This window comes from Enterobacter cloacae complex sp. P13B, from assembly GCF_014895915.1.
Lineage (GTDB): Bacteria > Pseudomonadota > Gammaproteobacteria > Enterobacterales > Enterobacteriaceae > Enterobacter > Enterobacter bugandensis.
In genome coordinates, this window is record NZ_JADBQN010000024.1 from 20,550 (window position 1) to 43,304 (window position 22,755).

Annotated in this window: 21 protein-coding genes; 12 read left to right on the plus strand and 9 right to left on the minus strand. The window is 56.2% G+C overall.

Annotated elements, in window-relative coordinates; genetic code table 11:
- Positions 1-106: 106 nt before the first annotated feature.
- The 3 genes from IM273_RS11690 to hrpB form a co-directional block, all read right to left on the minus strand.
- Positions 107-679, minus strand: a complete 573-nt coding sequence (locus IM273_RS11690; RefSeq protein WP_193050454.1) for a fimbrial protein — start codon at positions 677-679, stop codon at positions 107-109.
- A gap of 333 nt (positions 680-1,012) precedes the next feature.
- Positions 1,013-3,538: a bifunctional glycosyl transferase/transpeptidase gene (gene mrcB, locus IM273_RS11695; RefSeq protein ID WP_193050453.1), complete on the minus strand. Its 2,526-nt coding sequence runs from the start codon at positions 3,536-3,538 to the stop codon at positions 1,013-1,015.
- 101 nt (positions 3,539-3,639) lie between these two features.
- Complete coding sequence (gene hrpB / locus IM273_RS11700) at positions 3,640-6,069, minus strand: ATP-dependent helicase HrpB (protein WP_193050452.1); 2,430 nt, start codon at positions 6,067-6,069, stop codon at positions 3,640-3,642.
- A gap of 73 nt (positions 6,070-6,142) precedes the next feature.
- Between hrpB and thpR the strand changes: the two genes are divergently transcribed.
- The 9 genes from thpR (at position 6,143) to panD (ending at position 13,080) form a co-directional block, all read left to right on the plus strand.
- A complete protein-coding gene (thpR, locus tag IM273_RS11705) occupies positions 6,143-6,697 on the plus strand; it encodes an RNA 2',3'-cyclic phosphodiesterase (RefSeq protein ID WP_059357885.1) in 555 nt (184 codons plus the stop codon).
- Positions 6,687-7,391 (plus strand): DNA/RNA nuclease SfsA, encoded by a 705-nt coding sequence (gene sfsA / locus IM273_RS11710; protein WP_045259482.1) that lies wholly within the window; start codon positions 6,687-6,689, stop codon positions 7,389-7,391. The genes thpR and sfsA overlap by 11 nt, the downstream gene beginning before the upstream one ends.
- 176 nt (positions 7,392-7,567) lie before the next feature.
- Complete coding sequence (gene dksA, locus IM273_RS11715) at positions 7,568-8,023, plus strand: RNA polymerase-binding protein DksA (RefSeq protein ID WP_013095632.1); 456 nt, start codon at positions 7,568-7,570, stop codon at positions 8,021-8,023.
- A gap of 59 nt (positions 8,024-8,082) precedes the next feature.
- Positions 8,083-8,973: a tRNA glutamyl-Q(34) synthetase GluQRS gene (gene gluQRS, locus IM273_RS11720; RefSeq protein ID WP_193050451.1), complete on the plus strand. Its 891-nt coding sequence runs from the start codon at positions 8,083-8,085 to the stop codon at positions 8,971-8,973.
- Positions 8,974-9,015: 42 nt separating this feature from the next.
- Entirely contained in the window at positions 9,016-10,413 is a 1,398-nt protein-coding gene (gene pcnB, locus IM273_RS11725) for a polynucleotide adenylyltransferase PcnB (RefSeq protein WP_028015552.1), read from the plus strand.
- Positions 10,410-10,889: a 2-amino-4-hydroxy-6-hydroxymethyldihydropteridine diphosphokinase gene (gene folK, locus IM273_RS11730; RefSeq protein ID WP_047367349.1), complete on the plus strand. Its 480-nt coding sequence runs from the start codon at positions 10,410-10,412 to the stop codon at positions 10,887-10,889. Before pcnB ends, folK begins: the two co-directional genes overlap by 4 nt.
- Before the next feature lie 123 nt (positions 10,890-11,012).
- Positions 11,013-11,804, plus strand: coding sequence for a 3-methyl-2-oxobutanoate hydroxymethyltransferase (gene panB / locus IM273_RS11735; RefSeq protein WP_193050450.1), 792 nt, complete (start codon positions 11,013-11,015; stop codon positions 11,802-11,804).
- A gap of 11 nt (positions 11,805-11,815) precedes the next feature.
- Positions 11,816-12,667 (plus strand): pantoate--beta-alanine ligase, encoded by an 852-nt coding sequence (panC, locus tag IM273_RS11740; protein ID WP_008501942.1) that lies wholly within the window; start codon positions 11,816-11,818, stop codon positions 12,665-12,667.
- A gap of 32 nt (positions 12,668-12,699) precedes the next feature.
- The gene (panD, locus tag IM273_RS11745; RefSeq protein WP_003856284.1) at positions 12,700-13,080 is read left to right on the plus strand and encodes an aspartate 1-decarboxylase; all 381 of its coding nucleotides are present in this window, start codon (positions 12,700-12,702) and stop codon (positions 13,078-13,080) included.
- Positions 13,081-13,083: 3 nt separating this feature from the next.
- Here panD and IM273_RS11750 read toward each other — a convergent pair whose 3' ends face one another.
- From IM273_RS11750 to IM273_RS11765, 4 genes are all read right to left on the minus strand, one after another.
- The gene (locus IM273_RS11750) at positions 13,084-14,331 is read right to left on the minus strand and encodes a polysaccharide deacetylase family protein (RefSeq protein WP_126300282.1); all 1,248 of its coding nucleotides are present in this window, start codon (positions 14,329-14,331) and stop codon (positions 13,084-13,086) included.
- A 63-nt stretch (positions 14,332-14,394) separates the two neighbouring features.
- Positions 14,395-14,835, minus strand: a complete 441-nt coding sequence (locus IM273_RS11755) for a PTS sugar transporter subunit IIA (protein ID WP_126300281.1) — start codon at positions 14,833-14,835, stop codon at positions 14,395-14,397.
- 104 nt (positions 14,836-14,939) lie between these two features.
- The gene (locus IM273_RS11760) at positions 14,940-15,710 is read right to left on the minus strand and encodes an ABC transporter permease (protein ID WP_193050448.1); all 771 of its coding nucleotides are present in this window, start codon (positions 15,708-15,710) and stop codon (positions 14,940-14,942) included.
- The gene (locus IM273_RS11765) at positions 15,707-16,633 is read right to left on the minus strand and encodes an ABC transporter ATP-binding protein (protein ID WP_028015540.1); all 927 of its coding nucleotides are present in this window, start codon (positions 16,631-16,633) and stop codon (positions 15,707-15,709) included. Before IM273_RS11765 ends, IM273_RS11760 begins: the two co-directional genes overlap by 4 nt.
- A 107-nt stretch (positions 16,634-16,740) precedes the next feature.
- Here IM273_RS11765 and can point away from each other — a divergent pair, with 107 nt between their 5' ends.
- Positions 16,741-17,403, plus strand: coding sequence for a carbonate dehydratase (gene can, locus IM273_RS11770; RefSeq protein ID WP_014882586.1), 663 nt, complete (start codon positions 16,741-16,743; stop codon positions 17,401-17,403).
- Between the two features lie 61 nt (positions 17,404-17,464).
- Here can and hpt read toward each other — a convergent pair whose 3' ends face one another.
- Positions 17,465-18,001: a hypoxanthine phosphoribosyltransferase gene (gene hpt, locus IM273_RS11775; RefSeq protein WP_032644976.1), complete on the minus strand. Its 537-nt coding sequence runs from the start codon at positions 17,999-18,001 to the stop codon at positions 17,465-17,467.
- Between the two features lie 208 nt (positions 18,002-18,209).
- Between hpt and IM273_RS11780 the strand changes: the two genes are divergently transcribed.
- On the plus strand, positions 18,210-20,600 hold the full coding sequence (locus tag IM273_RS11780) for a glucose/quinate/shikimate family membrane-bound PQQ-dependent dehydrogenase (RefSeq protein WP_193050446.1): 2,391 nt from the start codon (positions 18,210-18,212) through the stop codon (positions 20,598-20,600).
- A gap of 74 nt (positions 20,601-20,674) precedes the next feature.
- Here the strand turns inward: IM273_RS11780 and cueO are convergent, their stop codons facing one another.
- Positions 20,675-22,234 carry a multicopper oxidase CueO gene (gene cueO, locus IM273_RS11785; protein WP_193050444.1) on the minus strand — a complete coding sequence of 520 codons (1,560 nt, stop codon included), beginning with the start codon at positions 22,232-22,234 and terminating at the stop codon, positions 20,675-20,677.
- Between the two features lie 145 nt (positions 22,235-22,379).
- On the opposite strand from cueO, the gene IM273_RS11790 reads away from it, so the two are divergent.
- Complete coding sequence (locus tag IM273_RS11790) at positions 22,380-22,727, plus strand: YacC family pilotin-like protein (protein WP_014882582.1); 348 nt, start codon at positions 22,380-22,382, stop codon at positions 22,725-22,727.
- The last annotated feature ends 28 nt before the right edge of the window (positions 22,728-22,755 follow it).

Genomic DNA, 22,755 nt, shown 5'->3' on the forward strand with positions numbered 1-22,755 from the left:
TGCCTGTACTGAACAGCAGGAAATAATTAAACAACCACATAACAATTTAAATAAAGTCTTCATACACTGTTCCAAAAAGGCAGCCGTTCAGGCTGCCCGTCATTGCTTAGCGATAGACAACCTCGAATGTTGCAGAGGAGGAATAATGGCCCGCGGTTGGCGCGGTATCCCCCACCTGAATCACTTTCGCGGTGTAGTTAAAGACAGAAGCCGTTGCCCCGGTCGCGTCGTTATTCACATCGGTACCCGTATCCGGTACTGAACCGTCGAAAACAACATCGCCTTTAGCGCCGTTCTCATTGCTGACGATGATGCCAACGTTGGTCGCATTGCCTGCGCCAGCCAGATCGTTCTTCAAGCGCTTGTTAGCGGCGTCTGTTGTCGTGCCGCTAAACTTGAGGTTCAGTTTAGCGACCAGCGGGTCACATTTTTTCACTTCAATCTTAAAGGCTTTTGAGGTGCCAACCGTACCGTCAGCGCCAAAATCCGAAGGATAGGTATCTGCGAAAGTGACGGTGGAAGCATTAGTCCCTGTGCCATCAACGTTAATTTCACAGGTATCGGCAACAATTTTTCCGGCGAAGTTCACCGTACCGGAATCGTTTGATGCAAATACAGGCAGAGACAGCGCGGCCATAACGCTTCCGGCTAAAAATGTAGCGACAATTTTTTTGTTCATGAAAAATATCCTTATATTTGACAATTGTGGCATCCATTCGCACTACAAATATTTTGAGTCGAAATGTTATCCAGCATGTTACACATGACTGACTAAATAGGAATATCCTTTGAGCCAGTGAATTTCTTATGGCGATTACATCAGATTATTTTTCATTGTGTCCAGAGAGGATAAAGTTACGCAACATGCAGAAGATTTCAAATGCATGTTTTAGATGAAAAAAATGAGAACTTAAAAATTCTAAATTAGATATTTAATATTTTTAAAAATTGCAGAATGTAAAAAACAAAAAAGCCGCTTTATATTAAAGCGGCTTTTTATTCAGGGAATTAATTAATTCCCACCAAACATATCCTTGATCCAGCCGGCCACGCCATCACTGTCTTTCTTCTCGTTCTGCTGCTGGGCCGGTTGTTGCTGCGGCTGCTGCGGCTGAGAAGATTGATCGAACGGGTTGCCCGTTGGCTGTTCAGGCTGGCTCTGCTGGCACAGTGAGTCCGGGTTGGTCGTCCAGACCGGCAGGGTACGCATCCCGCCGCCGCAGATAAAGTTCCCGGAAGCATCCACGCCCATATCGACGATATCTTCCGGCGCGACCAGGTTCAGCGGCACAGGTGACTGGTTCGCCAGGTAGCGCTGGTAAATCGACATCGCCCCGCTCGCCCCGTAAAGTTTGGTCGGCTGGTTGTTGTCACGGCCTACCCAGGTGATCACCACTTCACGGCCATCAATACCGGCAAACCAGGTATCAACGTTGTTGTTGGTGGTCCCGGTTTTACCCGCCAGATGCAGACCAGGATACTTCGCCCCCAGCTGACGACCGGTACCGCGCTGCACAACCTGCTGCATCGTCCACAGCGTCATGTAGGCCGCCTGCGCAGGAACGGCACGTTCAGCCTGCGGGAAGCTCTGATACAGCACGGAGCCATCTTCGGCAATCACCGAACGCAGGGCTGAGAGCGGTGCGCGGTTACCCCCGCTGGCAATGGTCTGGAACGCCTGCGCCACTTCGATCGGCGTCAGGTTAAGCGCCCCCAGAATCATCGCCGGAACAGGGTGCAGCTGATCTTTCGGTACGCCCAGCTTCTGCCAGGTGTCGACAATGGCCGGCAGGCCCAGCGCCATACCGAGGTTAACCGTAGGTACGTTCATGGAGCGGGTTAACGCATCCACCAGCATCACCTGGCCGCTGAACTGTTTATCATCGTTCTGCGGTGACCAGACCTGGCCGTTAGGCTGACGCAGGGAGATTGGCGCATCGGCGATCCAGGTGTTCAGGCGATACAAATTCGGCTGGCTCAGCGCGGTGAGATAGGTCGCCGGTTTAGCCAGAGAGCCAATCGAACGACGCGCCTGCATGGCACGGTTGTAGCCCGCATACTGCGGCTCTGCGCCGCCCACCATCGCGCGCACTTCGCCGGTGTTACGGTCAACCACCACCATCGCGGTTTCCAGATCGGAGAGCTTGCGCTGCTTCTTCAGCGCCGGAATGCCTTCCACGGCCGCTTTTTCTGCAGCGTCCTGGGCTACCGAGTCAAAGGTTGTGAAGATCTTCACGCCAGAGAGATCTTTGACCTTATCACCGAGCTTACTTTGCAGCTCCTGGCGCACCATCTGCATGAAAGCAGGCTGCGGAGAGATCACCCCACCGCGCGGCTGCACGCCCAGCGGACGTGCGCTAAGCATGTCGTATAATTCCTGGTCAATCACCTGCTGCTGTTGCAGCAGACGCAGTACCAGGTTACGACGCTCCAGCGCCAGTTTCGGGTTGCGCCACGGGTTATAAATGGACGCCCCTTTCACCATGCCCACCAGCAGCGCCTGCTGGTCAAGGCTGAGCTCTTCCACCGGACGGCCAAAGTAGTACAGGCTCGCCAGCGGGAAGCCGCGGATCTCGTTATCGCCGCTCTGGCCGAGGTACACCTCGTTCATGTACAGCTCAAGGATACGATCCTTGCTGTAGCGCGCATCCATCAGCACGGCCATGTACGCTTCGTTGGCTTTACGCCAGTAAGAACGCTCGCTGGAGAGGAACAGGTTCTTCACCAGCTGCTGGGTAAGCGTACTCGCTCCCTGCACGGTACGGCCCGCAGTCAGGTTCGCCAGCACCGCACGGCCGATGGAGTAGAGACTGATACCGTCGTGCTCGTAGAAATGGCGGTCTTCGGTTGCCAGCAGGGTATCCACCAGCAGATCAGGGAAGCCGTTACGCGCCACGAACAGGCGCTGTTCGCCATTGGCGGACGAGAGCATGGTGATCAGACGCGGATCAAGACGGAAGAAACCGAACTGGCGGTTATTGTCCATGTTCTCAATGGTTTCCAGCCGATCGCCGTCAAAGGTCAGACGCGCGCGCACCTGCCCCTCTTTGCTGTCCGGGAAGTCGAACGGGCGGCGGATCATCTCAATGCTTTTCGCCTGGACGGTAAATTCGCCCGGGCGGGTCATTTTCGTGACCTGACGATACTGCGTAGCTTGCAGCAGTTTCACCATCTCGTTCTTGCTGATGGACATGTCCGGCTCAAGGTTCACCATGCGACCATACACTGCCGCCGGCAGTTGCCAGACTTTCCCGTCGATACGGCTGCGGATCTTCTGATCCAGATAAACGCCGTAAATCGCGATCAGCACAACAAAAACAATGAACAGCTTCAGCAGCAGCCAGAACCAGCCGCGCTTCCCACGAGGCTTACGCCCTTTGCCTTTTCCTTTACGCGGCATGGGTTCTTCATCCTCATAATCGTCTTCATAGTCATCGTCATACTCCTCATCTCTGAGGCGACGACGGCTTACCTTTTCTTTCGCCGGACGCGCGGGTTTTCCCTTACGTCCTATTGGCTCGCGGTCATTCCCCGCCATGCTTTTTCTCCGCAACTTTCAGGCGCAAAGGCCAGATTTTCTTTTCTTTCACAGGCCTGTGAAAGAAGAAATCTCTCAAAATAAACAGCAAGACTTTCCTGTCAGGAATACTTCTTCGTCCGCCGCGTCGGCGCCGTATTCGCCGGATCGTCCGGCCAGACGTGTTTGGGATACCGTCCCTTCATCTCTTTCTGCACGTCACGGTAGCTCCCGGCCCAGAACGCTCCCAGATCGCGGGTGATCTGCAACGGACGATGCGCAGGCGAGAGCAGCTCAAGCACCAACGGCACCCGCCCTTCCGCAATAGACGGCGTGGTTGCCTCACCAAACATCTCCTGCATCCGAACCGCCAGCGCCGGAGGATTATCCTCATGATAACGAATGGCAATCCGGCTCCCGGTGGGCACAGTGTAATGCCCAGGAAGCTCACTATCCAGACGTTGACGTAATGACCAGTCCAGTAAATTCTGTAACGCGGTCTTAACATCAAGCGCCTTAAGGGCGCGCAGAGAGTGCACGCCGCTCATTTGCGGCAGCAGCCACTGCTCAAGCGTCGCGAGCAGCGTCTCATCATCCACCGCGGGCCAGCCGTATTCCGGTAGCCACTTCGCGGCGCAGTGCAGACGAATGCGATACTGTTCAGCTTCCGGCGTCCAGTTCAGGACGTTAAGGCCCTTTTCCCGAATGCCGTTCAGCATTGCCTGGTGTAACTCTTCTTCCGACGGCTTCGCCAGCGGTTTCGTCCCGAGGATCAGTTTGCCAATCTGACTACGCCGAAACGCCTTTAGCGTCCCCTGAGCGTCATCCCATTCCACGATGTCCGATTGCTGGAGCAGCTGCGGGCAGGTACGCGTCAGGGCATCTATGTCCACGGCAATCGCCTGTAAAATACGGGCATCAGGAGACTGGCTGCCCTGAAGCAGGAGCGGCGCGATCAGCCATTCATGTCGCGTCAGGGCATCATCGCTGTCCAGCATCGCCCCCATGCCGTTTGCCAGCTGGTAGCGTCCATCCAGCCCGCGGCGGCGCGCAATCCTGTCCGGGAAGGCCAGCGCCAGAAGAGAGGCAATCTTATCGCCGTCAGGTGAACCGCCCCGGCAGTTCAGGCGTTTGCACAGCTGCTGCGCCCGCTGCTGCCAGTTTCCCTGATTGCGCGAAAACGCCTGCCCCAGATCGCTGCTGCCTCCGCGCGGCGGCTCCTCAAGAATAGCCGCCAGTTTCGCCGCTGTGGCAATTTCATCTTCGCCCTGCGCGGCCACCAGCATCGCCGCCAGACGCGGATCGTTGCCCAGCGCCGCCATTTTCTGGCCGCGCGCCGTCAGACGTTCACCTTCCAGCGCGCCAAGCTGGGTGAGCAGGCTGCGCGCGGCGGCGAGATTCACGACAGGCGGCGGATTAAGCCAGGTGAGCTGTTCAGGATCCGGGCAGCCCCAAAGCAGGAGATCCATCACCAGCCCGGAGAGATCGCTTTGTAAAATCTCCGGCGTGCTTTGCTGTGCCGCGCGTTCAGCCTGCTCCGCGCTGGTCAAATGCAGGCAAATACCCGGCTCAAGACGCCCCGCACGGCCCGCGCGCTGCACCATTGACGCCTGGCTGATGCGTTGTGTCAGCAGTTTAGTCAGCCCGGTGCGCGGATCAAAGCTCGCCACCCTCTCCTGCGCGCTATCCACCACCAGGCGAATGCCTTCGATGGTTAAACTGGTTTCGGCAATATTGGTTGCCAGCACGACTTTACGCTGCCCCGCCGGGGCGGGAAGGATGGCTTTACGCTGTTCGGTCAACGACAGGGCGCCATAGAGCGGGCAAAGCAGTACGTCACTGCCCACCCTGGCGGCCAGCCGCTCCTGCACGCGCTGAATCTCGCCCACGCCAGGTAAAAATAGCAGCAGCGAGCCGGGCGCCTGGCGAAGCAGGTCAGCAGTTGCAATAGCTACCGCTTCGTCAAAGCGCTGATGGGCAGGAAGCGGCTGATAGCGACGCTCAACAGGAAATGCCCGTCCTTCTGAGCTGATGACCGGCGCATCGGGTAATGCCTGTCGTAGCCGCTCGTTATCCAGCGTCGCCGACATAATCAGCAGCCGCAGATCGTCGCGCAGCCCCTGCTGAACGTCGAGCAACAGCGCGAGGGCCAGATCGGCCTGCAGGCTGCGCTCGTGGAATTCATCCAGGATCACCAGCCCGACGCCGTTCAACTCCGGGTCGTTTTGCAGCATGCGGGTAAGAATGCCTTCGGTGACCACCTCAAGCCGCGTGGACGGGCCGACGCAGGTTTCGGCGCGCATCCGGTAGCCTACCGTTTCACCCGGTTTTTCATTCAGCAGTTCCGCCAGGCGCTGCGCCACGTTGCGCGCGGCCAGCCTGCGCGGCTCCAGCAGGATAATTTTCCCGGCAATCTTCCCCTCTTTAAGGATCTGCAGCGGCAGCCAGGTAGATTTACCCGCCCCCGTAGGCGCGTTAAGCAAAACCTGCGGGGCATGTTGTAAGGCAGCGAGAAGCTCAGGAAGAACGACGGCGACCGGCAATGAGGACACTAACAGCTCCAGAGGGTTAACATTAGTCGGCGTACATTGTAGCATCGGCGCATATCATTACCGAGTCCCCCGTATGTCTGATTCGAAACGGCTGTTTTTTGCCATTGAATTGCCCACCCCCTTACAGCGGCAAATCGTTCGCTGGCGCGCGGAACATTTTCCACCGGAAGCGGGCCGGCCCGTTGCGGCGGCAAACCTGCACCTGACGCTGGCCTTTTTGGGTGACGTGAGCGCCGAAAAACAGCGGGCATTAGCCGCCATGGCCGGGCGTATTGTCCAGCCGGCGTTTACGCTGCACCTTGACGATGCGGGTCAGTGGCTGCGTTCGCGCGTGGTCTGGCTGGGTACGCGCCAGCCGCCGCGCGGGTTGTTACAGCTCGCCAATATGTTGCGCGCGCAGGCAGCGCGCAGCGGCTGTTACCAGAGCCCGCAGCCGTTTCATCCGCACGTCACGCTGCTGCGCGATGCCGGTCAGGCCGTTGCCATTCCGCCGCCGGGTTTTCACTGGGCTTTTCCGGTTAATGAATTCGCGCTTTATGAATCCGTCTTTGCACGGGGACGCACCCGCTACAGGCCGCTACAGCGCTGGACGTTGGGCGACACCACAAGGAATTCCGATGAAGTTTAGTCCTGCACTCCAGTCCGCGACGCTGATCCAACGCTACAAACGCTTCCTCGCCGACGTGGTGACGCCGGAAGGCGAAGAGCTCACCTTGCACTGCCCCAACACCGGCGCCATGACCGGTTGCGCCGCACCGGGTGACACGGTCTGGTATTCCACTTCAGAAAATACTAAACGCAAATATCCCCATACCTGGGAAATAACCGAAACGCAAAACGGGGCGTTTATTTGTGTTAATACTCTGCGTGCAAATCAGCTGGTTAAGGAAGCGCTGACCAATGGCGCCATTCCCGAACTGGTGGGTTACGGTACGCATAAAACAGAAGTGAAATACGGCGATGAAGGCAGCAGAATTGACTTCATGTTACAGGCGGAAGACAGGCCGGAGTGCTATATTGAAGTAAAATCAGTGACGTTAGCGGAACAGGAAAACGGCTTCTTTCCGGATGCGGTAACGCTACGCGGGCAGAAGCATCTGCGAGAGCTAATGAGTGTTGCGGCGGCGGGCAAACGCGCCGTATTGCTGTTTGCGGTGTTGCATACAGCGATTGAACGGTTTTCCCCTGCCCGCCATATCGATCCTAAATACGCACAACTGTTGAATGAGGCACAAAAGCAGGGGGTAGAGGTTTTAGCTTATAAAGCGGAACTTTCTGCCGATAATATGACTCTGAGATCGTCTCTTCCCATTGTCTTATAAGGGATTAGACGATTGATGAATAAGTGTTCTGGCCGCGTGCGCAAATACGCTTTTCCTCACAGGCTTGTCAAGTGTTACGTTTAGATAATTGCCATACGGAAAAGCATCTGCTATTTATAGCGACCTGATTTTTCCCCCAACACGGGGATCGATAGTGCGTGTTAAGGAGAAGCAACATGCAAGAAGGGCAAAACCGTAAAACATCGTCCCTGAGTATTCTCGCCATCGCTGGGGTGGAGCCGTATCAAGAGAAGCCGGGCGAAGAGTATATGAACGAAGCCCAGCTGTCGCACTTCAAGCGTATTCTTGAAGCATGGCGTAATCAACTCAGGGATGAAGTGGATCGCACCGTTTCGCATATGCAGGATGAAGCTGCTAACTTCCCGGATCCGGTAGACCGTGCCGCTCAGGAAGAAGAGTTCAGCCTCGAACTGCGTAACCGTGACCGCGAACGCAAGCTGATCAAAAAGATCGAGAAAACGCTGAAAAAAGTCGAAGACGAAGATTTTGGCTACTGCGAATCCTGCGGTGTTGAAATCGGCATTCGTCGCCTGGAAGCGCGTCCAACCGCCGATCTGTGCATCGACTGTAAAACGCTGGCCGAAATCCGCGAAAAACAGATGGCCGGCTAACGCCAGCGCTGTTTATACACTTCAAAGGCGGGAGTCTCTCCCGCCTTGTTACTGTTGATATGTCTGAATCACACTATATCGGGCGCTTTGCGCCATCTCCTTCCGGTGAATTGCACTTCGGCTCATTAATTGCCGCGCTTGGCAGCTACCTGCAGGCTCGCGCCAGTCAGGGTAAATGGCTCGTCCGCATCGAAGATATTGACCCTCCGCGTGAAGTTCCCGGTGCTGCAGACACCATTTTGCGTCAGCTGGAACATTACGGTCTTCACTGGGACGGCGACGTTCTGTGGCAGTCACAACGTCATGAGGCTTATCGGGAACGTCTGGCCTGGCTCAGCGCTCAGGGGCTCTCCTATAACTGCACCTGCACCCGCGCGCGTATCCAGAGCGTGGGAGGTGTGTATGACGGCCACTGCCGCACGCTGAATCTTCCCCCGGAAAATGCCGCCGTACGCTTGCTACAGCGCGCGCCCGTCACCCGCTTCCACGATCGGCTCTCCGGTGAAATTAGGGCGGATGAACGTCTGGCATGTGAAGATTTTATTATTCACCGTCGTGATGGTCTGTTTGCGTATAACCTGGCGGTGGTCGTCGACGATCGTTTCCAGGGCGTGTCGGAAATTGTGCGCGGGGCGGACCTGGTCGAACCGACCGTACGGCAAATCTCGCTTTATCATCAGTTTGGCTGGACGGCGCCGGATTACATTCATCTGCCGCTGGCGGTCAATGCGCAGGGCGTTAAGCTCTCCAAGCAGAACCACGCCCCGGCCCTGCCAGACGGCGATCCGCGTCCTGTTTTGATCGACGCGCTGCGATTTCTCAACCAGAATGTAACCAACGAATGGCAGGATCTGCGCATTGACGAATTGCTGAAAATAGCCATTGCCAACTGGACGCTCGCGGCAGTGCCAAAAATCCAGCATTCTCAAATGCGTTGCGCTGAGCTATGATTAGCCGCTTTTTTCATAACAAAACACACTACGAGGTGTACCATTTTTACCCGAGTCGCTAATTTTTGCCGTAAAGTGCTAAGCCGCGAAGAGAGCATGGCGAACGACGCTATTGCACAGCCACACATGTCGGTTATTCCGCGTGAGCAGCACAATATTTCCCGCAAAGATATCAGTGAAAATGCCCTCAAGGTACTCTATCGTCTGAATAAAGCGGGCTACGAGGCCTATCTCGTTGGCGGTGGGGTGCGTGATTTACTGCTGGGCAAAAAACCGAAAGATTTCGACGTGACGACCAGCGCCACGCCCGAGCAGGTGCGTAAATTATTCCGCAACTGCCGTCTCGTTGGCCGCCGTTTCCGTCTGGCTCACGTGATGTTTGGGCCGGAAATCATCGAAGTGGCGACCTTCCGCGGCCACCACGAAGCGGGTGCATCCGACCGCACCACGTCACAGCGCGGCCAGAACGGTATGCTGCTGCGCGACAATATCTTCGGCTCTATCGAAGAAGATGCCCAGCGTCGCGACTTCACCATCAACAGCCTTTATTACAGCGTGGCGGATTTCACCGTGCGTGATTACGTCGGCGGCATGCAGGACCTGAAAGAGGGTCTGATCCGCCTGATCGGCACGCCGGAAACGCGCTATCGTGAAGATCCGGTGCGCATGCTGCGCGCCGTGCGTTTTGCCGCCAAGCTGAACATGCGCATCAGCCCGGAAACCGCAGAGCCGATCCCGCGTCTGGCGACGCTGATTAACGACGTGCCGCCTGCCCGCCTGTTTGAAGAGGCGCTGAAGCTGCTGCAGGCCGGCTACGGGTTCGAAACCTACAATCTGCTGCGCGAATACAACCTGTTCCAGCCACTGTTCCCGACCATTACCCGTTACTTCACCGAAAACGGTGACAGCCCAATGGAGCGGATGATTGCGCAGGTACTGAAAAATACCGACACCCGTATCCATAACGATATGCGCGTGAACCCGGCATTCCTGTTTGCGGCAATGTTCTGGTACCCGCTGCTGGAAACGGCTCAAAGAATCACCCAGGAGAGCGGCCTCGCCTATTACGATGCCTTCGCGCTGGCCGCGAACGATGTATTGGACGAAGGGTGCCGCACGCTGGCTATCCCAAAACGTATTACTACCCTGGTGCGCGACATCTGGCAGCTTCAGCTGCGCATGTCCCGCCGTCAGGGCAAACGTGCCTGGAAGCTGATGGAGCATCCAAAGTTCCGCGCCGCCTTCGACCTGCTGTCGCTGCGTGCGGAAACTGAACGCAATCAGGAGCTGCAGCGCCTGGCGCAGTGGTGGGCCGAATTCCAGGTTTCCGCTCCGCCGGAGCAGAAAGATATGCTGACCGGGCTGGATGAAGAACCTGCCCCGCGTCGCCGTCATCGTCGTCCGCGCAAACGCGCACCGCGTCGTGAAGGGACAGCATGACCCTCGCGTATATCGCCATCGGCAGTAATTTAGCCTCTCCGCTGGAGCAGGTGAATGCTGCCGTACAGGCGCTGGGTGAGATCCCGCAAAGCCGTATCGTGGCGGTCTCCTCCTTTTACCGCACGCCGCCGCTAGGCCCGCAGGATCAGCCTGATTATCTGAACGCCGCCGTGGTGCTGGAAACATCCCTCGATGCCGAAACGCTGCTGGACAACACTCAGCGCATCGAACTGCAGCAGGGGCGCGTACGCAAAGCCGAACGCTGGGGGCCGCGCACGCTTGATCTCGATATTATGCTCTTCGGCCATGAGGTGATTAACACTGAACGCCTTACCGTACCGCATTACGACATGAAAAATCGTGGCTTTATGCTCTGGCCGCTCTTTGAAGTGGCGCCCGATCTCACCTTCCCGGAAGGCATCCCGCTCAAGGCCGTTCTGGACAACCTGAACGCGGAAAGACCCGCTCGCTGGTGATCCTCTTCCCTCACCGATTAAACACAAAATAATTGTGGTTAATCGGTTGCCTAAAATCATTGTTCCCTCGAATGTTACTGTTAGAATGCGCAAAGATTCGCTTTTGGGCTATCAGGAAACAGTATGAAACCAACCACCATCTCCTTACTGCAGAAATGCAAACAGGAAAAAAAACGCTTCGCCACCATCACCGCGTATGACTACAGCTTCGCCAAACTGTTTGCCGAAGAGGGGATCAACGTCATGCTGGTCGGAGATTCGTTAGGGATGACGGTACAAGGACATGATTCCACCCTGCCGGTCACGGTCGAAGATATTGCATATCACACCCGTGCGGTACGCCGCGGTGCGCCAGGCTGCCTTCTGCTTTCCGACCTGCCGTTTATGGCCTATGCCACGCCAGAGCAGGCATTTGAAAACGCGGCGGCAGTGATGCGCGCTGGCGCTAACATGGTCAAAATTGAAGGCGGCGCCTGGCTGGTGGATACGGTGAAAATGCTCACCGAACGCGCCGTGCCGGTGTGTGGTCATTTGGGCCTGACCCCGCAGTCCGTCAACATCTTTGGCGGGTATAAGGTGCAGGGCCGCGGCGACGCAGCGCAGACGCTGTTTGAGGATGCCCTGGCGCTGGAAGCCGCAGGCGCCCAGCTGCTGGTGCTGGAGTGCGTGCCGGTTGAGCTGGCGAAACGCATCACCGACGCACTCTCCATTCCGGTGATTGGTATTGGCGCAGGCAACGTGACCGACGGGCAGATTCTGGTGATGCACGACGCCTTTGGTATCACCGGCGGGCATATCCCGAAATTTGCCAAAAATTTCCTCGCTGAAGCGGGCGACATGCGCGCTGCGGTCAGGCAGTATATTGCCGACGTTGAATCCGGTGTTTACCCGGGTGAAGAACACAGTTTCCATTAAGGAGTCTCGTTGTGCTAATCATTGAAACCCTGCCGCTGCTTCGCCAGCATATCCGCCGCGCGCGTCAGGAAGGTAAACGTATCGCACTGGTCCCGACCATGGGCAATCTGCATGATGGCCACATGAAGCTCGTCGACGAAGCCCGTGCGCGAGCAGATATCGTGGTGGTCAGTATCTTCGTGAACCCCATGCAGTTTGACCGCGCCGACGATCTGGCACGCTATCCGCGCACCCTGCAGGAAGATTGCGAGAAGCTCAAAAAACGCCACGCGGATATCGTCTTCTCACCTGCACCGGCGGACGTTTACCCGCAGGGTACCGAAGAGGCGACCTACGTTGACGTCCCGGGCATTTCCACCATGCTGGAAGGAGCAAGCCGTCCGGGCCACTTCCGCGGCGTCTCCACCATCGTCAGCAAGCTATTTAACCTGGTGCAGCCGGACGTTGCCTGCTTCGGTGAGAAAGATTTCCAGCAGCTGGCGCTGATCCGCAAGATGGTTGCTGACATGGGTTACGATATTGAGATCGTCGGCGTACCGATTGTGCGTGCCAAAGACGGGCTGGCACTCAGCTCGCGGAATGGTTACCTGACCGCCGAACAGCGTAAAATCGCGCCGGGCCTGAGCAAGGTGATGAACACCATGGCAGAGCAGATGCTGGCAAAAGAGTTAACAGCAGAAGAGATTATTGCCCTTGCCGAGCAGGCGCTTAACGATAAGGGCCTTCGTGCTGACGACGTACAAATTCGTGATGCTGATACGCTGCTGGAATTAACTCAGAACAGCAAGCGCGCAGTCATCCTGGTGGCGGCATGGCTCGGCCAGGCACGCCTGATTGATAATAAAGTGGTTGAGCTGGCGTAGTTCTTCACCCTTGATAATTAAAGGTAAACGTAATGATTCGCAAAATGCTGCAAGGTAAGCTTCACCGTGTGAAAGTCACGCAGGCCGACCTGCACTATGAAGGCTCCTGCGCCATTGACCAGGATTTTCTCGACGCGGCGGGTATCCTTGAAAACGAAGCGATTGATATCTGGAACGTGAACAACGGTAAACGCTTCTCTACTTACGCGATTGCCGCCGAGCGCGGTTCTAAAATCATCTCCGTTAACGGCGCTGCGGCGCACTGTGCGGACGTGGGCGACATTGTGATTATCGCCAGCTTTGTGATGATGTCTGACGAAGAAGCCCGCCGCTGGCAGCCTAAAGTGGCCTACTTCGAAGGCGACAATGAAATGAAGCGCACCGCAAAGGCGATTCCGGTTCAGGTTGCCTGATGTTTATCCCTGCGGCTGATTGCTGATCAGCCGCGACATCGTCTCCAGCGAATCCGTTCTTAAGATATAGAGTCGTTTCAGTAAGAACGGATTATCCCCCGGCTTTACCTTCCCCTTCACCGTGGTCACGGCCAGATGGAAACCGGCATCATTCGCCGCCTTGATCGCCTTATTGTCATAACCGCCAAAGGGATACGAAAGGTAGAGCACACGCGGGTTGAACTGTGACAGCGCGCGACGAGAACGCTCAAAATCAAACAGGATCACGTGATAGCTGCGGCTCAGTAAGATCGGGTGTTTATACCCGTCCACGCGGTGCAGGAAGTGCGTGTGCGACTGAATGTCGAACACATCCTGAATGCCTTTGATTTCCTGAACGCTCATAAACTGCAGCGATTTCGGATCCCACTTCTGCGGATGGCCTTTAATACGTGACGAAATGATAAACGCCGTCGCGTTGAAGCCATACTCTTTCAGCACAGGATACGCGTAGCGGCTCACCGACTTCAGTCCGTCGTCAAAGGTAATCACCACCGCCTTCGCGGGCAGGTTCATCTTGTTGCGCACGTAGCCTTCCAGCTGATACATCGTCAGCGTGGCGTAGCCCTGATCGCGAAGCCAGGTCATCTGGTTGCTGAACGCACGTACGCTGGTGGTCGTGGAGGTATGGCGGAAGCGGGTGTTCTCCTCATCGCGCAGGATATGGTGATAGGTCAGAACCGGAATGCCGTTATCTTCCTGCGCGTCCAGGCTGCTTATCCACGCCAGGCGGTTGCCGATGCGGATCTGATACCAGGTCTGGTTCAGGCGGTCTTTAAGTTTGTTCAGAATGGGATAGCGCAGGTTGCCGCTCAGGGTGCCAAAGGGCGCGCTTCCGCTATTAGGCGCGTTATAAACGGGCGTATCTTTCCAGGTGATGAGGTTCTGGTTACTGAGCGGCTTGTTCAGATCGCCCAGGCTGTCCTCAACGCGTTGCTTGCCCTGCACTTTCTCAAGGTGGTCTTTATCAATAAAGCCGGTACCGAACCCGAAGCGAAATTCGTAATAATCCGCCGCGGCGGGAAAGACCGCGATGATCTGCCCTGCGCGAATATTGCCCACATTAACCACGGAGTTACCTACCTGAGCCCAGATGGCAGCATCCTCAGTGGTTTGCATATATTGAGCAGGAAGCCCTTGCTGACTTATCAGGCTGGCGGATACCCCACCGGAAACCAGCAGCAAAAGGAGAAAGAACACGCGCATGAACATAGGATATAAATCGACACGGGAAATCAGTCGCCATTGTAGCAAAAGCGACATCAATACCAATGTTTAATGCTTATACAGATCGTGAAGCAGAACGAAAGGCGGGTTTTTCTGCTGCTGGTGCCACAGGCTGCTCACCTCCGGCTGGCCCTCCGCCACGATAGCGTGCCGAAACTCTGCGCTGCTCAATGAGGCGCGAAGCGGATAGAGGGCTTCGAGTAAAGGCAGGCTGATACCGGAGATCACTTCACAATTATCATGCTTGTGGCTCAGCAAAGCGGCCGCGCGGTAAGGCGCCGCGCCGGATTTATCGGTAAGAAAAATGACGCCCTCTCCGGAGTCGGTTTCATGCAGGGCATCGCACATCATGCGGCTAAGCATGTTAGTGCTTAGCCCGCGCCAGTAGTTAACCACCCGGCATTGCGCCAGCGGGCCAAATTTGGCCTCAAGCGTATCCAGCATATCCTGCGCTCGTTCATCGTGGCAGGTGATCACCCATCCCAGCATAACTCTCTCCTTAGCAGGCAAGTAGTTTAGCTGAGTGAAGGTTTGCTTACGGTGATAACCGTCAAAGAAAGTGCCCGGCAACCAGAGCGTCGCCGGGCAGAGGGTTAACTACGCAGACCGCGCCCGCGCTGGATCAGATACCAGCACAGCAGGTAGAAGGCGATGATGAACAACACCAGCACCGCCACCGTGGTAAACAGCGGAACATCGGTAATGCCGAGGAAGCCAAAGCGGAAGCCGCTGATCATGTAGACGATCGGGTTCAGATGCGACAGTGCCTGCCAGAACGGCGGCAGCAGCGTCAGGGAGTAGAACACCCCGCCGAGATAGGTCAGCGGCGTCAGCACAAAGGTCGGGATCAGGCTGATGTCGTCAAACGTTTTAGCGAACACCGCATTCAGCAGACCGGCCAGCGAGAATAGAATTGCCGTCAGCAGCAGAGTCAGCGCCACTAACAGCCACGAGTGCACCTGGAACGGCACGAAGAACAGCGAAATCGCCGTCACCAGGATGCCCACGCACAGCCCGCGCGCCACGCCGCCGCCCACGTAACCGGCTATGATGACGTGCGTTGGCACCGGCGCCACCAGCAACTCTTCAATATTGCGCTGGAACTTAGCGCTGAAGAACGACGAGGCCACGTTTGCGTAGGCGTTGGTGATCACCGCCATCATAATCAGGCCCGGCACGATAAACTGCATATAGGTAAAACCGTGCATCTCACCAATGCGGGAACCAATCAGGTTGCCGAAGATGATGAAATAGAGCGTCATGGTGATGACCGGCGGTACCAGGGTTTGCACCCAGATACGCATAAAGCGGTTAATCTCTTTCGCCCAGATACTTTTCAGCGCGACCCAATAAAGATGCGTCATGCCTTGTCTCCTTGTTTATCCTGCACCAGAGAGACAAACAGCTCTTCCAGTCGGTTCGCTTTGTTACGCATGCTTAAAACCTGAATCCCCTGCGCGCTCAGCTGGGAGAACACGCTGTTGATTCCCTGCTCGCGCAGCACTTCCACTTCCAGCGTTGAGGTATCCACCAGGCGATACTGGTATCCTTCAAGCTTCGGTAGCGGGCTTTTTGCCGCCAGATCGAGAATAAACGTTTCGGATTTCAGCTTGGAGAGCAGATCCTTCATCGAGGTGTTCTCCACCAGCTCGCCGTGCTGAATGATGCCGATGTTGCGGCACAGCATCTCTGCTTCTTCAAGGTAGTGGGTGGTCAAAATGATGGTGGTGCCTTTGTCGTTAAGATCCTTTAGGAAACCCCACATAGAACGACGCAGTTCGATATCCACGCCTGCGGTGGGTTCATCAAGGATCAGCAGCTTCGGCTCGTGCATCAGCGCGCGGGCAATCATCAGGCGGCGCTTCATCCCCCCGGACAACATCCGCGCACGTTCGTTACGCTTTTCCCACAGATCGAGCTGTTTCAGGTACTTTTCGCTACGCTCAAGCGCCTCTTTGCGCTCAACGCCGTAATAACCCGCCTGGTTAACGACAATCTGCTGCACCGTCTCAAACGGGTTGAAGTTGAACTCCTGCGGTACCAGCCCCAGCTGGCGCTTGGCGTTTACCACATCTTTTTGCAGGTCGTAACCAAAGACGCTCACCCGTCCGGACGTTTTATTCACCAGCGAGCTGATGATCCCGATGGTGGTGGATTTCCCCGCCCCGTTCGGCCCCAGAAGCGCGTAAAAATCCCCGGCCTCTACTTTTAGATCTATCCCGCGTAGCGCCTGAACGCCACCCGGATAGGTTTTTTTAAGCTGCTCAAGCTCCAGTGCAATTGCCATGAATTTAACTTACCTTCAGTTCTTACACACGTTGTGTGGTTTCATTAAAAGTCGGGTTACCCTATAGTAGCGCAACGCAATTACTTGGTTACAGGTCGCTAACCTCCATGAACGACATAGATACACTCATTAGCAACAATGCACTATGGTCAAAAATGCTGGTGGAGGAAGACCCCGGATTTTTTGGAAAACTCGCACAAGCCCAGAACCCGCGCTTTCTCTGGATTGGCTGTTCAGACAGCCGCGTACCTGCCGAGCGTCTTACCGGCCTTGAGCCCGGCGAACTGTTTGTTCACCGCAACGTCGCCAACCTGGTGATTCATACCGATCTCAACTGCCTTTCAGTGGTTCAGTATGCCGTTGACGTCCTGGAAGTCGAGCACATCATTATTTGCGGCCACTACGGCTGCGGCGGCGTGCAGGCGGCGGTTGAAAACCCGGAACTGGGTTTAATTGATAACTGGCTGCTGCACATCCGCGATATCTGGTTCAAACATAGTTCACTGCTCGGCGAAATGCCGCAAGAGCGACGCATGGACACGCTGTGCGAGCTGAACGTGATGGAGCAGGTATATAACCTTGGGCATTCGACCATCATGCAGTCGGCGTGGAAACGCGGGCAGAAGGTATCAATCCACGGCTGGGCGTACGGTATTCACGACGGCCTGCTGCGCAATCTGGAAGTCACCGCCACCAACCGTGAAACGCTGGAGCAGCGTTACCGTTCGGGGATTGCCAACCTCAAGCTTAAGCATGTGAACCATAAATAAAGCCGGGGGTTTTCGCCCTCTCCCCGTGGGAGAGGGTCGGAGTGAGGGCATCAGCCCGCAATTACTCGTCCAGCAATACCACTTTCCCAACATACGGCAGATGACGATAACGCTGCGCGTAATCAATGCCGTAACCCACCACGAACTCGTCCGGGATGGAGAAACCGACAAACTCCACCGGCACCTGCACTTCACGACGCTCCGGTTTATCCAGCAGCGTACAAATCGCCAGCGATTTCGGCTCGCGCAGGCTCAGGATCTCGCGCACCTTTGAAAGGGTGTTGCCGGAGTCGATAATGTCCTCAACGATCAACACATCTTTGCCACGAATATCTTCATCCAGATCTTTCAGGATTTTCACATCACGGGTTGTGGACATGCCGCTGCCGTAGCTGGAAGCGGTCATAAAATCGACCTCGTGCGGTACCTGCACTTCACGGCACAGGTCTGCCATGAACATGAAAGAACCGCGCAGCAGACCAACCAGCACCATTTCGCTGCCGCTGTCCTTGTAATGCTCGGTGATTTGACGACCCAGTTCGGCGATACGCGCTTTGATCTCGGCTTCCGGGATCATCACTTCAACAGTATGTTTCATATTACTAACCAAAGGATTTTGATGAAAATCTTTCAATGCGGATGAATCTTGTTCCGGCATCGATACGCAAGCCAGCCATTATATCAGTAAATGGATAAGCCTGGCGTATGAGTTATAAAAAGCAAATATTGTGATTCCGATCACACTTGTTAACACCTATAATTAGTTGCTAGCAAATTATTAACAAAAACTGACGAGTACACTTTCTATGGCTGAAACAAACACTAAACAGCCGCGTCTACTGGTGACACTAACAGCGTTATTCGCCGCCTTCTGCGGCCTGTACCTGTTAATCGGTGGCGTCTGGCTGGTCGCGATCGGCGGCTCCTGGTACTACCCGATTGCGGGCCTGGTTATGCTTGGCGTAACCGTCCTGCTCTGGCGTAGAAAACAATCCGCACTGTGGCTTTATGCCGCCCTCCTTCTTGCCACCATGCTCTGGGGCGTCTGGGAAGTCGGTTTCGATTTCTGGGCCCTGACGCCGCGCAGCGACATCCTGGTCTTCTTCGGTATCTGGCTTATCCTGCCGTTCGTCTGGCGCCGCCTGATTGTCCCTTCCAGCGGTGCCGTTGCAGCCCTGCTGGTGGCGCTGTTAATCAGCGGCGGCATTCTCACCTGGGCCGGCTTTAACGACCCGCAGGAGATCAACGGTACGCTGAACGCGGAGTCCACGCCTGCGGCAGCTATCTCGCAGGTCGCTGACGGTGACTGGCCTGCCTATGGTCGTAACCAGGAAGGTCAACGCTACTCCCCGCTGAAGCAGATCAACGCGGACAACGTTAAGAACCTGAAAGAAGCCTGGGTATTCCGTACCGGCGACCTGAAGATGCCGAACGATCCGGGCGAGCTGACCAATGAAGTGACGCCAATTAAAGTCGGCGATATGCTTTATCTGTGTACGGCGCACCAGCGTCTGTTCGCGCTCGACGCGGCCACCGGTAAAGAGAAATGGCACTTCGATCCGCAGCTGAACTCCAACCCGTCCTTCCAGCATGTCACCTGCCGCGGCGTTTCTTACCACGAAGCGCGCGCCGATAATGCCAGCCCGGAAGTCATTGCCGACTGTCCTCGCCGCATTATGCTGCCGGTGAACGATGGCCGTCTGTTTGCCATCAACGCTGAGACCGGCAAGCTGTGCGAAACCTTCGCCAACAAAGGCATTCTGAACCTGCAGACCAACATGCCGGACACCACGCCGGGTCTCTATGAGCCAACCTCCCCGCCAATCATCACCGATAAAACCATCGTGATTGCCGGTTCGGTAACGGATAACTTCTCTACGCGTGAAACCTCCGGCGTTATCCGCGGTTTCGACGTGAACACCGGTAAACTGCTGTGGGCTTTCGACCCGGGCGCGAAAGATCCAAACGCAATCCCTTCTGACGAGCACACCTTTACCTTTAACTCGCCAAACTCCTGGGCGCCTGCAGCGTATGACGCGAAGCTGGACCTGGTCTACCTGCCGATGGGGGTGACCACGCCGGATATCTGGGGCGGTAACCGCACGCCGGAGCAGGAGCGTTATGCCAGCTCCATCGTGGCGCTGAATGCCACCACCGGTAAGCTGGCCTGGAGCTACCAGACCGTTCACCACGATCTGTGGGATATGGATATGCCGTCCCAGCCGACGCTGGCGGACATTACCGTGAATGGCAAAACCGTACCGGTGATTTACGCCCCGGCGAAAACCGGTAACATCTTCGTGCTGGACCGTCGTAACGGCGAGCTGGTGGTGCCTGCCCCGGAAAAACCGGTTCCGCAGGGCGCTGCCAAGGGCGACTACGTCACCAAAACGCAGCCGTTCTCTGACCTGAGCTTCCGTCCGAAGAAAGACCTCAGCGGGGCAGACATGTGGGGTGCCACGATGTTTGACCAGCTGGTGTGCCGCGTGATGTTCCATCAGCTGCGCTATGAAGGCATCTTCACGCCGCCGTCTGAGCAGGGCACGCTGGTCTTCCCGGGCAACCTGGGAATGTTTGAGTGGGGCGGTATTTCCGTCGACCCTAACCGTCAGGTGGCGATTGCCAACCCAATGGCGCTGCCGTTCGTTTCCCGTCTGATCCCACGCGGTCCGGGTAACCCGATGGAGCAGCCGAAAGACGCGAAAGGCAGCGGGACCGAAGCCGGTATCCAGCCGCAGTATGGCGTACCGTTTGGCGTTACCCTGAACCCGTTCCTGTCTCCGTTTGGTCTGCCGTGTAAACAGCCTGCCTGGGGTTACATCTCCGGTCTGGATCTGAAAACCAACCAGATCGTCTGGAAAAAACGTATTGGTACCCCACAGGACAGCATGCCGTTCCCGATGCCGGTTCCGGTGCCGTTCAATATGGGTATGCCAATGCTGGGTGGTCCAATCTCCACCGCTGGTAACGTGCTGTTCATCGCGGCAACCGCAGATAACTACCTGCGCGCGTATAACATGACCAACGGTGAAAAACTGTGGCAAGGCCGTCTGCCGGCCGGTGGACAGGCAACGCCGATGACCTATGAAGTGAATGGCAAGCAGTACGTCGTCATTTCTGCGGGTGGTCACGGTTCGTTTGGTACGAAGATGGGCGACTATATTGTCGCGTATGCATTGCCGGACGAAGGCAAATAAAAGCAAAACGGCAACGAAAGTTGCCGTTTTTAGCAATGCAGGCCGGGTAAGGCGAAGCCGCCACCCGGCTTTTTTTATACGGTAAAACCGAGCATCATCCCCGTATCTTCATGCTCCAGCAGATGACAGTGCGCCATATAGGCAAACTCTTCAGGCGCTTCATGGTCGAACTTCACCAGCACCTCGCTGACGCCGCCTTCCACTCTCACCGTATCTTTCCAGCCTGCTCGATGCGCTTCCGGCGCTTTGCCGTTCTCAGACAGAATACGGAACTGCGTGCCGTGGATATGGAACGGGTGCAGCATCATGTCCCCTTCACCTGAAACCACCCAGCGCTCAAACTGCCCCTTCGTGGCGGCAAACATCGGCGTGTTCATATCGAACGCTTTGCCGTTGATCTTGTTGGCGTTGTGGAAATCGAACCCGTGACCGCCGTGATCCATACCGCCCATTTTGCCGTGGTCCATATTCATGTGGCCCATCATCTGGCCGTGGTGCATTCCCGCCATGGCCTGATTGCCATACTTTTTCATCAGCGCCTGCATGCCCATCATGTCGAGCATCGGGTCCATGGAGAGCTGAAGCTTACGCTGCGTGAGCCCATCCAGCGACGGGAGCGCAGGCAGCGTGGTCAGGGTGTCCGGCAGCGTGCCGGAGGCCGTGACCTGTAGCGGCTGAATGCGCAGCACCGGGTGTGGTTTATCAAACGGCGCGACGGCCATCCCCATCTGGCTGACAGGCAGCGTTACCAGGTCAAACGGCTTGCCGTCGCTGATGTCCACCAGCACTTCGAAGCGTTCGCCCATCAGCATCGGCAGCTCGATCACTTTTACCGGTTCCGGCAGCAGGCCGCCGTCGCTTGCCACCACGTAAAGCGGGCGCTTATCGCTGGTGGCGAAGTTCAACGAGCGGGCGTTACAGCCGTTAAGCAAGCGCAGGCGCAGCCAGCCTTTCGGGGCGGCGTGCTGCGGATAGATCGCACCGTTGGCCAGCAGCGTATCGCCAAACCAGCCGACCGCCGCGCTCATCACGTCCAGCTGGTAGTCAATCTGCCCGTCCGCGCTGAATTTTTTGTCCTGCACAATCACCGGCACATCATCGATACCCCACTGTTTTGGCAGGCGCAGGAGACGGCTTTCGTCATCCTCAATCAACACCAGTCCGGCCAGCCCCATTGCCACCTGATGGCCCGTTTTGCCATGCTGATGCGGGTGGAACCAGCAGGTTGCCGCCCGCTGGTCAGGGGTAAAGGTTACGCTGCGTTTACCCCCAGGCTTGATAACGCCCTGGGGACCACCATCCACTTCGCCCGGGACTTCCAGCCCGTGCCAGTGCAGCGTGGTCTCCTCGGCAAGCGTATTGTGGATATCCACCGTCACCGCTTTCCCTTTGCGTAACTGAAGTGCCGGGCCGAGCAGATTGCCGTTGTAGCCCCAGGTTGTGGCGCTGTGCCCGCCGAAGGAGGTTTTACCGGCCTGAACAACGAGCTGAATACGGCTACGGGCGTCTGCGGTCAGTAAGTCAGGAATGGGTAAGGCAGGCCTTTCAGCCGCAAAAACCGCGCGGCTCCAGAGTGGTAATGCGCTGGCAACCCCCAGCACAGCGGAATATTTTAAAAAATCACGACGTTGCATGTTCATTTCCTTATTTCCAGCAGGCGATCTTTTGAGCATAAACCCTCCCCTTACCGGAAGGTCAAGTAAAGCGGCAATAATAAAGATCGTCGCACTGGCATCAAGTGTGCTAACGTTAATTTTCCGTGAAGAAGTGGTAGAAGCAATGAAGACGTTTTTCAGGACAATTTTGTTCGGAAGCCTGATGGCAATGTGTGCGAACAGCTATGCGCTCAGTGAAAATGAAGCGGAAGATATGGCCGATTTAACGGCGGTTTTTGTATTCCTGAAAAATGATTGTGGCTACCAGAATTTACCCAACGGGCAAATTCGCCGCGCGCTGGTCTTTTTCGCCCAGCAGAACCAGTGGGATCTCAGCAATTACGACAGCTTTGACATGAAAGCGCTCGGTGAAGACAGCTACCGTGACTTGAGCGGTATTGGCATTCCCACGGCTAAAAAATGCAAAGCGCTGGCCCGCGATTCGCTCAGCCTGCTCGCCTACGTGAAATAACCTTCCCGACGCCCCCTGTTCAACCTAT